Genomic DNA, 14,104 nt, shown 5'->3' with positions numbered 1-14,104 from the left:
CGGCACCGGGCGTACCGTCCCCGCCATGGACTACAGACTCCTCGGCAACAGCGGGACATCGGTGTCGACGCTGACCCTCGGCACCATGACGTTCGGCAGCGAAGCCGACGAACCCACCTCACACGCCATCCTCGACGCCTTCGTGGCCGCCGGTGGCACGCTCGTCGACACGGCGGACGTCTACTCCGGCAACGAGTCCGAGCGGATCATCGGCCGCTGGCTCGCAGCACACCCCACCGAGGCCGCACAGGTCGTCCTCGCCACCAAGGGCCGGTTCCCGCAGGGCGACGGCCCGAACGATCTCGGCCTGTCCCGACGACACCTTCGCGTGGCCCTCGACGCCTCGCTCGAGCGGCTCGGCGTCGACCACATCGACCTGTACCAGATGCACGCGTGGGACGCACTGACCCCCATCGACGAGACCCTGCGGTTCCTCGACGACGCCGTGTCCGCCGGCAAGATCGGCTCCTACGGGTTCTCGAACTACCTCGGCTACCAGGTCACCAAGGCCGTCTACGAGGCGAAGGCCCACGGCTGGGCGCCGCCCGTCACCCTGCAGCCGCAGTACAACCTGCTCGTCCGCGACATCGAGCACGAGGTCGTGCCCGCCTGCCTCGACGCCGGCATCGGCCTGCTGCCCTGGTCGCCGCTGGCCGGCGGCTGGCTCTCCGGCAAGTACCAGCGCGACGAGGCCCCGACCGGCGCCACCCGCCTGGGCGAGAACCCGCAGCGCGGCATGGAGGCGTGGGAAGCCCGCAACGGCGACGAGCGCACGTGGGAGGTCCTCGACGCCGTCTCCGAGGTGGCCGACGCCCACGACGCGTCGAAGTCGCAGGTCGCACTCGCCTGGCTGCTGGCCCGGCCCGCGGTCACGAGCGTGATCCTGGGTGTCCGCACCCTGTCGCAGCTCGAGGACAACCTCGGTGCCGCGGACCTGGTGCTCACCGACGACGAGCTCGCCCGGCTGACCGACGCCAGCGCTCCCCGCATCGACGACTACCCCTACGGCACGGCCGGCGTCGCGCAGCGTGAGCGGAAGATCACCGGCGGGCGCTGAGCGAGCGGGCGCTGACCGGGCAGGGCCGCTGCGCGTTCGTGCACATCGTGCGGATTTCCGCGGATGTGGGGTCAGGGTGTGGACGTGCGGGTCGGTGAGGTGTCATCCTCGTCGCACGACCGGCTGGTTACCGCGTCCAGCGCCCGGAACGCCCCCTGATCCGCGTTCCGTGTGCCGATGCCCCGGGCGAGACTTCGCCCGGGGCATCGCTTCGTCTGGGGCCGGCAGCGGGACTTGAACCCGCAACCCCCGTATTACAAGTACGGTGCGCTACCAATTGCGCCATGCCGGCTGACGCCGCTCATCCTACCGGTGAGGGCGTCCGGGGCTCACTCGCCGGACTTCTCCGAGAAGTTCAGCGAGATCGAGTTCATGCAGTACCGGTCACCCGTGGGGGTGCCGAACCCGTCCGGGAACACGTGGCCCAGGTGCGAACCGCAGTTCGCGCACCGGACCTCGGTGCGGGCCATGCCGAGGGAGTTGTCCTCGATGAGCTGCACGGCGTCCGGGTTCACCGACTCGTAGAACGACGGCCAGCCGCAGCCGGAGTCGAACTTCGTGCCGCTCTTGAACAGCTCCGCGTTGCAGGCCGCACAGGTGTAGACGCCGGCGCGCTCCTCGTCGAGGAGTTCACCGGTCCACGGTCGTTCGGTCCCCGCCTGGCGGAGGACGGCGTACTGGTCCGGGGAGAGCTCCTCGCGCCACTGGGCGTCGGACTTGTCGACGTTGTATGCCATTGGTTCCTCCTGCTTCCGGCCGGGCTCTTCCGGGCACTCCCGACCACTTCACTAAACTCGCCACGATGTCCGAGCATTCCGTGCACCACGCCCGCTGGACCCGTCTGACGACGGACGAACTGTACGGCATCGTCGTCCTGCGCAACCGCGTGTTCGCGCTCGAGCAGCGGGTCACCGCCGAGGACTTCGACGGCCGTGACCGCGAGCCCGACACCGAGCACTGGTGGTTCGGCACGGACACCGATGCGGTTGGGTACCTGCGGCTCATCCGTCCGGCAGTCGACGAGGTCCACCCCGACGGCGCGGAGCCACCGGCGTGGGTGATCGGCCGGGTCGCGACCGACCCCGGACACCGTGGGCAGGGGATCGCCGGCCGGCTCGTCGCCGCCGTCCTCGACGAACACGGGCACGACCCGTTCGTCCTGCACGCCCAGGAGTACGTCGCCGCCCTGTACGAGCGGTACGGCTTCGTGCGGTTCGGGGAGGCGTACGACGAGGCCGGCATCCGCCACGTCGGCATGCACCGGCCCGGGCGCTGATGGACACCCGCACCCGGTACGACGCGTACGCCGACCGCGTCCAGGCCGTCTCGCCGTCGTACGCCGTCTGGGCACGGTCGCTCGACGACTCCCTCGTCGCGCTCCTCGCCGAGGTCCCCGAGCAGCAGCGGCAGCCGGAACTGTTCTTCGCGGTCGCGCGGCGACTGGGCGCGGACCCGTCGGACCCGGGTGCGCTGCGCGCGCTCGGCCTGGAGGCCCGCCCCGCGCTGGTCGCGGCCCTCGCCTCCGCCACGGTGCAGGCCAACGACCCGCAACGGCTCGCACCGGTCGTCCCGCTGTTCGCGGCGCTCGCCGAACGGTCCGCGCGGCCGCTCGGCCTGGTCGACGCCGGTGCCGCCGCCGCGCTGTGCTCGATCCCGGACCGGGTGACCCTGGACTACCGGGTCGGTTCCGGGGCCGCGGTCCTCCGGATGCACACGGCGGTCGCCGATCCCTCGGTCCGGCTGGTGGCGGACGCCTCCGGGGCCGTTCCCACACCCGCGACCGTACCGATCAGGGTCGGCGCCCGGGTGGCGCTCGACCCGAACCCGATCGACCTGTCGGTCCCCGGCGCGTTCGACCGGCTGGTCGAGGCGGTCCCGCCCGAGGCGTCGGACCGGACCGCCCTGATGCGTCAGGCTGCGCGCGCAACGCTCGCCGTGCCTCCAGACCGGCTCGTCGGCGCCGTGCCCGGTGACCTCGACCGTGCACTGGACGCCCTGCCGGACGACGTCGAGCCGGTCGTCCTGACCACCGGGACCCTGGTCTACGTGCCGGGCGCGAACCGGCAGCGGCTCGTGGACCGGATCCGTGCGCGGGGTGTGCACTGGATCGCCCTCGAACGCACCGGGATCCTGCGTGGGGTGGCGGCGACGCTGCCCGACGACGTCGACGCGGCCGACCCGGACGCCTTCGCGACGGTCTCGCTCGACGGCGTCGCGGTCGCCGTCTCCGACCCGTTCGGCACGCGTGTGCGCTGGCTCCGCGCGCCGAACCTGTGACCGGTGTTCGCGACAGTCCAGCGCCGTGCCAGGGTCCGGATCGACTCCACCCCTACGATGTGCGAGACCCGTTACCCGATACGTGATCGGAACCGCCGTGACCAGCCCCACCGACGAACGCCGTGTCGACGAGCGCAGCGCTGATCAGATCGGTGCTGACCAGCTCAGTGCTGACCAGCTCAGTGAGCTCGCGAAGCACGTGCTGTCGTTCGAGCAGGACCGGGCACGGCACGACCGCACGAAGGAAGCGGAGATCCGGGTGGAGTTCGAGATGTCGGCGGCGCGCTACTACCAGGTGCTGAACCGCGTGATCGACTCACCCGCGGCACTCGCGTACGACCCGCAGCTCGTCACCCGGCTGCAGCGGCTCCGTCACGCGCGCACCAGCGCCCGGGCGACGCGCAGCTTCGTCGCGCCCGGTGCAGCTCCCGAAGGACGTGAAGAGGAACGATGAGCACGAGATTCCCCCGAGACCGGTTCGACGACGTCGCCGACGGCCCGCGGGTCGGTGCGCACCGCGGTGCCCAGCGTCGCGGCCGTGGCTGGATCGTCTTCGCCTGGGCGGCGCTCGCCACCGGCGTGCTCGTCGGCGTCGGGGTGCTCTCCCTCGCGGTGCTGAACGGCAGCTACTCCTTCAACGGATCCGATTCGCCCTCGGCGTCGACGTCGGCGTCCGCGACGGCGAAGCCCTCGGCGACGTCGAAGCCGTCCGCGTCCTCGTCCGCCGGTTCCGGTTCGGCCGGGGCGGACAGCGCTGCGGCAGCGACGCCGGCACAGCAGGGCACCACCACCGTCGTCGTGCTGAACGGCACGACCACCACGGGCCTCGCAAGCCGGGCGAGTGCGGCGCTGACCGGCGCCGGTTGGCAGGTCGCCTCCACCGGAGACGCCGGCACGACGGGCTCCACGTCGACGATCGTCTACTACCAGCAGGCGTCGCAGGCGGCGGTCGCGCAGGGCATCGCGAAGCAGCTCGGCGTCACGGCCGTGCAGCAGTCGGCGGCGTTCCCGAACGCCGACGTGAGCGTCGTCCTCGGTGCCGACTACACCGGCTGATCCCGGTTCCACCGCGTTATTCGCGCATTTTGTGACGGCTGTGTTTCGGGCACGTTGATTTCTGACGGAATCGACGTGAAACAACGTCACACCTCTTGCCTGATCGGACCGGTTCGGTCAGAGTCCCATGCAGACGACGATCACGTCGTTCCGCACTGCAGTACCAGGGAGCAAGAGATCATGGCCAACGGAACCGTGAAGTGGTTCAACGCTGAAAAGGGCTTCGGCTTCATCACCGTGGATGGAGGGGGCCAGGACGTGTTCGTGCACTACTCGGCCATCGACATGTCGGGTTACAAGGTCCTCGAGGAGGGCCAGGCCGTCGTGTTCGACGTCGGCACCGGGTCGAAGGGCCCGCAGGCAGAGTCCGTCCGCCCCGCCTGAGCACGACCACTTCCAGAACGCGCCGTCCCGTCAGGGGCGGCGCGTTCGTCGTGTGCGTGGACGGTGACCGGTACGGGGAGCGCGACCGCGGCGGTGGTGCGGGGTCCGCCGGACGCGACGTGTCCTGGGAAGTCGTCACGAGCCTCCCGACTGTGTTGCACTCACACCCGGCGAGTGCCAGAATCGGCGTTGGCACTCGCTCACGCTGAGTGCCAGCACGACCCCCAAGACGACGTCCGGGAGGGACGAAAAACCACATGGCTAAGATCATTGCTTTCGACGAGGAGGCCCGCCGTGGCCTCGAGCGCGGCCTGAACCAGCTGGCCGACGCCGTGAAGGTGACGCTCGGCCCGCGCGGCCGCAACGTCGTCCTCGAGAAGAAGTGGGGCGCCCCCACGATCACGAACGACGGTGTCTCCATCGCCAAGGAGATCGAGCTCGACGACCCGTACGAGAAGATCGGTGCGGAGCTCGTCAAGGAGGTCGCCAAGAAGACCGACGACGTCGCCGGTGACGGAACGACCACCGCGACCGTCCTCGCCCAGGCGCTCGTCCGCGAAGGCCTCCGCAACGTCGCCGCCGGTGCCGACCCCGTGTCGCTCAAGCGCGGCATCGAGAAGGCCGTCTCCGCCGTCTCCGACCAGCTCCTCGCCAACGCGAAGGACATCGAGACCAAGGACCAGATCGCCGCGACCGCGTCGATCTCGGCCGCTGACCCGACCATCGGCGCGCTCATCGCCGAGGCCATCGACAAGGTCGGCAAGGAAGGCGTCGTCACCGTCGAGGAGTCGAACACCTTCGGCACCGAGCTCGAGCTCACCGAGGGCATGCGCTTCGACAAGGGCTACCTGTCGCAGTACTTCGTCACCGACCCCGAGCGCCAGGAAGCCGTCTTCGAGGACGCCTACATCCTGATCGTCAACTCGAAGATCTCGAACATCAAGGACCTCCTGCCGGTCGTCGACAAGGTGATCCAGGCGGGCAAGCAGCTCCTGATCATCGCCGAGGACGTCGACGGCGAGGCCCTGGCCACGCTCGTCGTGAACAAGATCCGCGGCATCTTCAAGTCCGTCGCCGTCAAGGCCCCGGGCTTCGGCGACCGCCGCAAGGCCATGCTGCAGGACATCGCGATCCTCACCGGCGGCCAGGTCATCTCGGAAGAGGTCGGCCTCAAGCTCGAGAACGCGACGCTCGACCTGCTCGGTCGTGCCCGCAAGGTCGTCATCACCAAGGACGAGACCACGATCGTCGAGGGTGCCGGCGACGCCGAGCAGATCGCCGGCCGTGTCCGCCAGATCCGTGCCGAGATCGAGGCGACCGACTCCGACTACGACCGCGAGAAGCTCCAGGAGCGCCTCGCGAAGCTCGCCGGTGGCGTCGCCGTCATCAAGGCGGGTGCCGCGACCGAGGTCGAGCTCAAGGAGCGCAAGCACCGCATCGAGGACGCCGTCCGCAACGCGAAGGCTGCCGTCGAAGAGGGCATCGTCGCCGGTGGTGGCGTCGCCCTCATCCAGGCCGGTGCCGTCGCACTCGAGGCCCTCGAGCTCGAGGGTGACGAGGCGACCGGTGCGAACATCGTCCGCGTGGCCATCGACGCGCCGCTCAAGCAGATCGCGCTGAACGCCGGTCTCGAGCCGGGTGTCGTCGCCGCCAAGGTCCGCGAGCTCGAGTCGGGTTGGGGCCTCAACGCCGCGACCGGCGAGTACGTCGACCTGATCGCCGCCGGCATCATCGACCCCGCCAAGGTCACGCGTTCGGCGCTGCAGAACGCTGCGTCGATCGCCGGTCTGTTCCTGACCACCGAGGTCGTCGTCGCCGAGAAGCCCGAGCGCACCCCTGCTGCTCCGGCTGGCGACCCGACGGGTGGCATGGACTTCTAAGTCCGTCTGACGGAAGGGCCCCGCACGCTGCGCGTGTGGGGCCCTTCTGTGTGTGTGGGAGGCGGGGCCCGGGCGGGAGGTCACAACACCCCGCTCAGGTTCGCCGAGCGGTCACGAACCGTCGGCTCGGCCCGTTCCAGTCGACACATCGTGACCGTCCGGCGGCGCGGGAGCGGGGAGTCGTGACCGGCTCGTGCGTGCGGCCTGCGCGTGTCCGCGGGTCGTCTCTCCCGCACAGGAGGCCCGGCTCACCTCGTTCTCCACAGGTTGCGAGTGCGCGTGGCCGGCCCACGTGCCCCGCAACGACCATGACGGCATGTCAGCTGCCCGTCGCCTCCCTGCTCCGTTCGACCGATCCACCTTCCGCGTGGCCGATGCCCTGGGGCACGGCGTCGATCCGGAACGGCTCCGACGCACCGACCTGGCAGCCCCGGTCCACGGTGTGCGTGCTCCGATCGACTCGGTGGACTTCATCGCCGCCGTCGTCCTGGTCATGCGTCCCGGCCAGTTCTTCAGCCACACGACGGCCGCCACGATCTGGGGTGCGCCACTGCCGCAGTCGGTGTGCTCGGTCGGCCCGGTGCACGTCTCGACCACGAGGGACGGGTGCCGGATGCGTCGGCCCGGCGTGGTCGCGCACCGGCTGGACCAGCCGAGGACCGTCGAACACCGCGGGTTCCCGGTCAGCGTTCCCGCACAGATGTGGTTCGAGTGCGCCGGCGTGCTCGCGCGCGACGCGCTGGTCGCCGTCGGGGACCACCTCGTCGGACCAGCCGGGCTGGCGACGGCGGACGACCTCCGTGCGTCGATCCGCCCCGGCACACGCTTCGCGCTCGCTGCTCGGCGCGCGCTGGACCTCGTCCGGGCCGGGGCGGAGTCACCGCAGGAGACCTGGTTCCGTCTGGCAGTGGTCGAAGCGGGGTTCCCCGAGCCGGAGCTGAACGTCGATGTGCACGACGGTGCGGGTCGGTTCCTCGGCCGCGTCGACATGGCGTGGCCGGAGTTCGGCATCGCGGTGGAGTACGACGGCGATCACCACCGCGAGCGCGACACCTTCCGACATGATCAACGACGGGACAACGGGTTTGTGGTGAACGACTGGCTCGTGATCCACGCGACGGCGTCGGACGCACACCGACCCGCGGTGGTGTTCGAGCGACTCCGCCAGGCGTTCGAGGTCCGAGCGGTCGGAAGTCGTCGGCGGTCAGCGTGACGGCCGTGATCGCCGCGCCGAAGTTCTGGTCGCTGGGCGGTCACGACATGTCGTCGGCTGTGCGCCGGTCGGTCACGAACTGTCGGTCAGCGGGCGCGCAGACGACAGATCGTGACAACTCGGCGGCGTCGGACGGGGTGTTGTGACCGCTCGGGACGCACGCGGGACGGCGAGGCCGCCCGGGCCGCGCGCCCCGCGTGGGTCAGGCGGAGAAGTCGCGCGGGAGCAGGGGGAGCCAGACGCGGAAGGTGGCGCCGCCGCCCTCGGTGTCGAAGACCTCGACCGAGCCGTTGTGCGCCGCGACGATGCCGGACACGATGGCGAGCCCGAGGCCCGAGCCGCCGGTGTCCCGGGCGCGGGAGGTGTCCGCACGCCAGAAGCGCTGGAAGATCTTCTCGCGCAGCTGCGGCGGGATGCCCTCACCGTGGTCGATCACGTCGAGGTGCGCCATGCCGCGCTCGTCGTCCACGCCGATGCCGATCTCGATCGGGTCGTCGTTCGCCGTGAACCGCATGGCGTTGCCCATCAGGTTCGTGACGATCTGGCGGATCTTGTTCTCCTCCGCCAGGACGATCGGCGGGCGCTTCGGCAGCACGACCGTGGGCAGCGGGGTGGTCTCGTCGGTCGGCGCGGCACCGGCGTCGATGTTCATGGCGCGGGTGCGACGGGCCCGGAGTCGGGCGATGGTCTGTCGCGAGAACGCGATCGGCCCGGTGGTGTTCGCCGAGGTGGGCGACACGGGCGGTGCTTCGCCGGAGTCCGGAGAGCCGATGGACGACGACGCCGACGGGCGGACGGCCTGGGGCACGCTCTCGCCGGTCAGGGAGTCCTCGACGAGGACCTGGATCTCGCGGTCGGGGTTGGAGGCCATCGTGTCGAGCGCCGAGTCGCGGGCGATGGCGACGAGGTCGACCGGGCCGAGCTCGAGCGGCTTCGACTCGTCGATGCGGGCGAGCTGCAGCAGGTCCTGCACGAGCAGGCCCATCCGCTGCGCTTCCTTCTCGATGCGCTCCATCGCCTGCGCGACGTCCTCTTCCTTGCGCAGGGCACCCATCCGGTACAGCTCGGCGTACCCGCGCAGGGACACCAGCGGCGTGCGGAGCTCGTGCGAGGCGTCCCCGACGAACCGGCGCATCTGGGCGATGGTGCGCTCGCGGTCCTCGAACGCGGAGTCGATCCGCTCGAGCATGACGTTGAGGGAGCGGTTGAGGCGGCCGACCTCGGTGTTCGGGGTGTCGGCCTCGAGGCGCTGGTTGAAGTCACCCGCGGCGAACCGTGCAGCGGTGTCCTCGACGTCGCGCAGCGGGTCGAAGGTCGCGGTGACGAGCAGCCGGGTGAGCATGGCGCCGAGCAGGATCACCGAGGCACCGAACCCGAGGAAGATCGCGGTGAACTTGCCGATGGTCTCGTCGGTGCCGGCACTGGAGACGGCGATGAGCACGTAGCCCGTCTCGGTGGTGCCGTCGGACTGGTTCTGCAGCGACGCCGGGATGATCTGGGCGCGCCACTCGTGGTTGTGCTGGCTGTCGTACAGCGAGATGCGCTGGTTCGACTGCGAGGCCTCGACCAGGGTGGCTTCACGGACGTCGGGTCGACTCGACGCCTTCGTCTGGCAGATCCGGTCACCGTCGGCGTCGTACGCGGCGACGTAGGCGCTCTGCGACACCACGACGGACAGCTTGCAGTACTGCTCGCCGTCACTGATGTTCTGACCCTCGAGCTGCTCGGTCGTCTGCTTGACCGTGTTGTCGAGCTGCTGCATGAGGTAGGTGGACAGCACCGTCATCGTGCCGAGTCCGGCGACGAGCAATCCGAGCGCGACGAGCAGCACCGTGATCCCGGTGATCTTGGTGCGCAGGGAGATCCCGTCCCACCAGTGGTTCATTCGCGTGTGCATGCTGCCCCAACGATAGACAGCGGCCGCCCGGTGAAACCGGACGACCGCCGTGAAGAGGTGATGGTGCTACGAGGCCTTGGACGCCTTCAGCATGTACCCGAAGCCGCGCTTGGTCTGGATGATCGGCTCGGCGGAGTACTGGTCGAGCTTGCGGCGCAGGTACGAGATGTAGCTCTCGACGATGCCCGCGTCACCGTTGAAGTCGTACTCCCACACGTGGTCGAGGATCTGCGCCTTCGACAGCACGCGGTTCGGGTTGAGCATCAGGTAGCGGAGCAGCTTGAACTCGGTGGGCGAGAGCTCGATCTGCGCGTCGCCGATCGTGACCTCGTGCGTGTCCTGGTCCATCGTGAGCTCGCCGGCGCGGATGATCGCGTCTTCCTCGTCGTTCATGGTGCGACGGAGGATGGCCTTGATGCGGGCGACGATCTCGTCGAGCGAGAACGGCTTGGTGACGTAGTCGTCGCCGCCGACGGTGAGGCCGGTGATCTTGTCCTCGGTGTCGTCCTTCGCCGTGAGGAACAGGATCGGCGACGTGTAGCCCGAGGAGCGCAGACGCTTGGTCACGCCGAAGCCGTTCATGTCGGGCAGCATCACGTCGAGGATGATGAGGTCCGGCTCTTCTTCCAGCACGGCGGAGATCGCCTGTGCTCCGTTGCCCACCGCACGCACGGCGAAGCCGGCGAAGCGCAACGAGGTCGTCAGGAGGTCGCGGATGTTCGGCTCGTCGTCGACGATCAGGATCTTGGGGCCATCGCTCATGGTCTTATCTTCTGACTGTTCCCTCGGGGTTTCCTGAGAGCGGTTCGTACGTCAGCCAACGGGCGTCTGGACTTGGTCGGCATCCAGGATCGTGTACGAGTACCCCTGCTCCGCCAGGAACCGCTGCCGGTTCTGCGCGAAGTCCTGGTCGACCGTGTCCCGGGCCACGAGCGTGTAGAACGACGCGGGCAGGCCGTCCTTGTTCGGGCGGAGGAGCCGACCGAGCCGCTGCGCCTCTTCCTGCCGTGACCCGAACGAGCCGGAGACCTGGATGGCGACGGTCGCGTCGGGCAGGTCGATCGAGAAGTTCGCGACCTTCGAGACGACGAGCACGTCGACCTCGCCGGACCGGAACGCGTCGTACAACCGCTCCCGTTCGTCGACCGGGGTCGCCCCCGTGATCTCCGCGGCGTCGAGCGACGCAGCCAGTTCGTCGAGCTGGTCGATGTACTGCCCGATCACCAGGATCTGCTCACCGCGGTGCTTCTCGATGAGTTCCCGCACCACCGGGGTCTTGGCCGGGGACGTCGCGGCGAGCCGGTAGCGCTCGTCGTCGCTCGACGCCGCGTACTCCAGGCGGTCCTGGTGCGGCAGGTCGATGCGGACCTCGTAGCAGGAGGCCGGCGAGATGTAGCCCTGCGCCTCGATCTCCTTCCACGGGGCGTCGTACCGCTTCGGCCCGATGAGTGAGAAGACGTCGCCCTCGCGGCCGTCCTCGCGCACGAGCGTCGCGGTGAGACCAAGGCGACGGCGGGCCTGCAGGTCGGCGGTCAGCTTGAACACCGGCGCCGGCAGCAGGTGCACCTCGTCGTACACGATGAGGCCCCAGTCGAGGGCGTCGAGGAGCGACAGGTGCGTGTACTCGCCCTTCCGGCGGGCGGTGAGGATCTGGTAGGTCGCGATCGTGACCGGCCGGATCTCCTTGACACTGCCCGAGTACTCGCCGATGTCCTCCGGCGTCAGGGTCGTGCGCTTGAGGAGCTCGGTGCGCCACTGCCGCGCCGAGACGGTGTTCGTCACGAGGATGAGCGTGGTCGCCTTGACGGTCGCCATCGCGCCCGCGCCGACGAGCGTCTTGCCCGCACCACAGGGCAGCACGACGACGCCGGAGCCCTGGGCGAAGAACGTGTCGACGGCCTGCTCCTGGTACGGCCGCATGTGCCACTCGGCCGTGTCCAGGTCGATCTGGTGGGGTTGGCCAGGGGTGTAGCCCGCCAGGTCCTCCGCCGGCCAGCCGAGCTTCACGAGCTCCTGCTTGATCTGTCCCCGCGCCCACGGCTGCAGCTCGACCTCGGTCGAGGACCGCATGTCACCGAGCAGCGGCTTGATGCGCTTCGACCGGATGACCTCGGCCAGCACCGACGGGTCCTCGGCGGTGAGGAACAGGAGCGGCAGCCGCTCGATTTCCTCGGTGGGGGAGTTCGCGATCACGGGTGCGTCGGGTCGTTCCTCGCGACGGATCACGAGCCGTCCGTAGCGCGAGACCGTGTCGCGGATGTCGACCGTGACGCTCTGCGGCACGGGGAACTTCGCGAAGCGTTCCAGGGTGTCGATCATCGCCTCGGCGTCGTGGCCCGCGGCGCGCGCGTTCCAGAGTCCGAGGCGGGTGATCCGGTAGGTGTGCACGTGCTCGGGAGCGCGTTCGAGCTCGGCGAAGGCCGCGAGCTCGTGGCGTGCGTCCTCGGCGTCGGGGTGCGCGACCTCGAGGAGCACGGTGCGGTCGCTCTGCACGATCAGCGGTCCGTTCATGACCTGCCAGCCTAGCCGTCGGCACCTGCGTGCGGGTGACCGCGCGGCTCAGGCGTCGCTCTCGACCGACACGACGAGCGACAGCGGCAGGGTCCGCTCGACGTCGACGGCCGTGTCCCGCCCGCGGACGCGTCCGGCCGCGACCGAGGTCGGCACGATCGAGAACGGCCGCTCCGAGCCGTCCGGCATCCGGACGGTCACACGGATCGGCGTGCGTCCGCGCACGGCCAGGTCGATCTGCCGACCGAGCCACTCCTGCTCCGGCTCCGCGTCGCCGCGCTGCGTCGTCAGGCGGAGCCGTTCGACGAGTGCGTGCGCCGACTGTTCCGGCGAGCGTCCGGTGGGGCTGCGCCGGCCGGGAGGCCCGTGGTGCGCCTCGGGGCGAGCTGCGGTCGTCAGGACGGCCGGGTAGCGCTGGTCCTCGAGCGCGGTGTGCACGACGTGCGGCGGGTAGCGCGTGGTCAGCGTCGTCAGGTCGGGCCGCTCCCACGCGAGCTGTCGGAGCTCGGCGTCCACCCCGACGAGGTCGAGCTGGTCGGCGGTGCCGCGGACCTCGGTCCCGACGCCACCCGGCCCCCGGTCGACGACGATGCTGCCGTCGCGTCCGGCCACCTGGTCGATCAGGTAGGCGAGGGGCTGCGGGATCCCGGTGGCCGACAGCCGTCCGAGCAGGGACAGCAGGTCGTCGCGGGAGTGTCCGGCCCGGAACGCCGCGCGCAGGGTGTCCTCGGAGATGCGGTAGCGCGCCGCGAGGCCCGGTGCCTCGAGCACGGCGACGGTGCGCAGGGCGTCGTCGTCCACCGGCGCGAGCGGCCCCGGTGCGATGACGGTGAGGTCGTGCTGCAGGTAGACCCGCTCGACGGTGCCCGGCAGGTCGTCGGCGGCCTGCTCGTCGTCGCCGTCGAGGAGCGCCCGACCGGTGCTCGTCACGATGCCGTCGACCGCCAGGCCGAGCGACGCCGCGGTGCCGGCGACGTCGAGCAGCAGGGCGTCGAGCCAGCGGGACCCCGCCGGGTACGCCCAGCGCCCGAGCGGCACGAGGTCGCGCAGGTCCCCGTCGGCCAGGTCGAGCACCTGGTGCACGGCGGGCGGGAGCGTGTCCGACCACGCGGCCACCAGCGACACCCAGCGCTCCGGCCACCCGGCGAGCAACCACACGTGGCCGGCATCGGTGACGATCCAGCGTCCGGTGTCGGGATCGGCGAACCCGATGTCGTCGAGCAGCGCCAGGCGACCGGCGACGAGTTCGGCGTCGGTGCCGATGCGCTCCGCGAGGGTGCGGGCGAGCGGCATGCCGATGCCGCCCTTGACGAGTTCGCGGACCGCGCCGGCGTCGACCGCCCGCAGCAGTTCGGCGAGCACGGTCATCGTCGCGAACGCCTGCTCCGCGCCGGTGGTGCGCGCACGCTCGAGCGCCACGGCGTCGAGGGCGGGAGCAGCGGGGCGGACCTGCTCCGGGCCTCCAGGCTGCTCGTCGAGCGAGGTGAGGTCGGGGTGGGCGGCCACACGAGCGGCGACCGCGTCGTCGACTGCGCCGTCCTCGTCGGCGAGGCCGAGCTCGATCGCGGGGCCGAGCGCGTCGACGGCGCCGCCGTCACGCAGTGCGAGGATCGTCGCGCGCGGCAGGTGCTCGACGGCGGCGTCCACGGCGTCGTCGCTGCGGAGCGCCTCGGCGAGGTCGAAGAAGTCGGTGATTCGCTGCGGGCCGGTCTCGGCGAGTGCAGCGGTGGGGAGTCGCCTCGCCGCGACGAGGCGCTCGAGCGCATCGTCCGGCATCGCCCGGAGTCGGGCGGCGAGGTCGGCGGTGGTCGTCATCGTCCGGTGCCAGC

At 70.4% G+C, this 14,104-nt stretch carries 13 protein-coding genes and 1 tRNA gene; 8 read left to right on the top strand and 6 right to left on the bottom strand.

Annotated features, from left to right (window positions below):
* Positions 1-25 precede the first annotated feature (25 nt).
* Positions 26-1,057, top strand: a complete 1,032-nt coding sequence (locus ACZZ9K_RS08635) for an aldo/keto reductase (RefSeq protein WP_110861756.1) — start codon at positions 26-28, stop codon at positions 1,055-1,057.
* 216 nt (positions 1,058-1,273) lie between these two features.
* On the opposite strand, the gene ACZZ9K_RS08630 is transcribed toward ACZZ9K_RS08635, so the two are convergent.
* Together ACZZ9K_RS08630 and msrB are read right to left on the bottom strand one after the other, a co-directional pair.
* A tRNA-Thr gene (locus ACZZ9K_RS08630) sits at positions 1,274-1,349 on the bottom strand.
* Between the two features lie 37 nt (positions 1,350-1,386).
* Positions 1,387-1,794 (bottom strand): peptide-methionine (R)-S-oxide reductase MsrB, encoded by a 408-nt coding sequence (gene msrB, locus ACZZ9K_RS08625; protein WP_027466599.1) that lies wholly within the window; start codon positions 1,792-1,794, stop codon positions 1,387-1,389.
* Between the two features lie 65 nt (positions 1,795-1,859).
* Here msrB and ACZZ9K_RS08620 point away from each other — a divergent pair, with 65 nt between their 5' ends.
* The 7 genes from ACZZ9K_RS08620 to ACZZ9K_RS08590 all read left to right on the top strand — a co-directional run bounded on the left by ACZZ9K_RS08620 (position 1,860) and on the right by ACZZ9K_RS08590 (position 7,867).
* A complete protein-coding gene (locus ACZZ9K_RS08620) occupies positions 1,860-2,333 on the top strand; it encodes a GNAT family N-acetyltransferase (protein ID WP_463443843.1) in 474 nt (157 codons plus the stop codon).
* Entirely contained in the window at positions 2,333-3,334 is a 1,002-nt protein-coding gene (locus tag ACZZ9K_RS08615; protein ID WP_463443842.1) for a DUF2332 family protein, read from the top strand. The genes ACZZ9K_RS08620 and ACZZ9K_RS08615 overlap by 1 nt, the downstream gene beginning before the upstream one ends.
* 97 nt (positions 3,335-3,431) lie before the next feature.
* Positions 3,432-3,788, top strand: a complete 357-nt coding sequence (locus ACZZ9K_RS08610; RefSeq protein WP_259410241.1) for a DUF3263 domain-containing protein — start codon at positions 3,432-3,434, stop codon at positions 3,786-3,788.
* The gene (locus tag ACZZ9K_RS08605; protein ID WP_463443841.1) at positions 3,785-4,390 is read left to right on the top strand and encodes a LytR C-terminal domain-containing protein; all 606 of its coding nucleotides are present in this window, start codon (positions 3,785-3,787) and stop codon (positions 4,388-4,390) included. Before ACZZ9K_RS08610 ends, ACZZ9K_RS08605 begins: the two co-directional genes overlap by 4 nt.
* A 180-nt stretch (positions 4,391-4,570) precedes the next feature.
* Positions 4,571-4,774, top strand: a complete 204-nt coding sequence (locus tag ACZZ9K_RS08600) for a cold-shock protein (protein WP_017888049.1) — start codon at positions 4,571-4,573, stop codon at positions 4,772-4,774.
* A gap of 257 nt (positions 4,775-5,031) precedes the next feature.
* Complete coding sequence (groL, locus tag ACZZ9K_RS08595) at positions 5,032-6,654, top strand: chaperonin GroEL (protein WP_138801953.1); 1,623 nt, start codon at positions 5,032-5,034, stop codon at positions 6,652-6,654.
* Between the two features lie 316 nt (positions 6,655-6,970).
* Entirely contained in the window at positions 6,971-7,867 is an 897-nt protein-coding gene (locus ACZZ9K_RS08590) for a hypothetical protein (RefSeq protein ID WP_463443840.1), read from the top strand.
* Between the two features lie 202 nt (positions 7,868-8,069).
* Here the strand turns inward: ACZZ9K_RS08590 and ACZZ9K_RS08585 are convergent, their stop codons facing one another.
* The 4 genes from ACZZ9K_RS08585 to ACZZ9K_RS08570 form a co-directional block, all read right to left on the bottom strand.
* Positions 8,070-9,764: a sensor histidine kinase gene (locus ACZZ9K_RS08585; protein WP_138801951.1), complete on the bottom strand. Its 1,695-nt coding sequence runs from the start codon at positions 9,762-9,764 to the stop codon at positions 8,070-8,072.
* Between the two features lie 66 nt (positions 9,765-9,830).
* Positions 9,831-10,526, bottom strand: a complete 696-nt coding sequence (locus ACZZ9K_RS08580) for a response regulator transcription factor (protein WP_017888045.1) — start codon at positions 10,524-10,526, stop codon at positions 9,831-9,833.
* A gap of 51 nt (positions 10,527-10,577) precedes the next feature.
* Positions 10,578-12,275 carry a DNA repair helicase XPB gene (locus ACZZ9K_RS08575; RefSeq protein WP_463443839.1) on the bottom strand — a complete coding sequence of 566 codons (1,698 nt, stop codon included), beginning with the start codon at positions 12,273-12,275 and terminating at the stop codon, positions 10,578-10,580.
* 48 nt (positions 12,276-12,323) lie between these two features.
* Positions 12,324-14,090 (bottom strand): helicase-associated domain-containing protein, encoded by a 1,767-nt coding sequence (locus tag ACZZ9K_RS08570; protein ID WP_138801950.1) that lies wholly within the window; start codon positions 14,088-14,090, stop codon positions 12,324-12,326.
* Positions 14,091-14,104: the final 14 nt, after the last annotated feature.

This window comes from Curtobacterium sp. AC268, from assembly GCF_979258745.1.
Note: the sequence above shows the minus strand (reverse complement) of the source record. Positions and strands in the feature narration are given on the sequence as shown.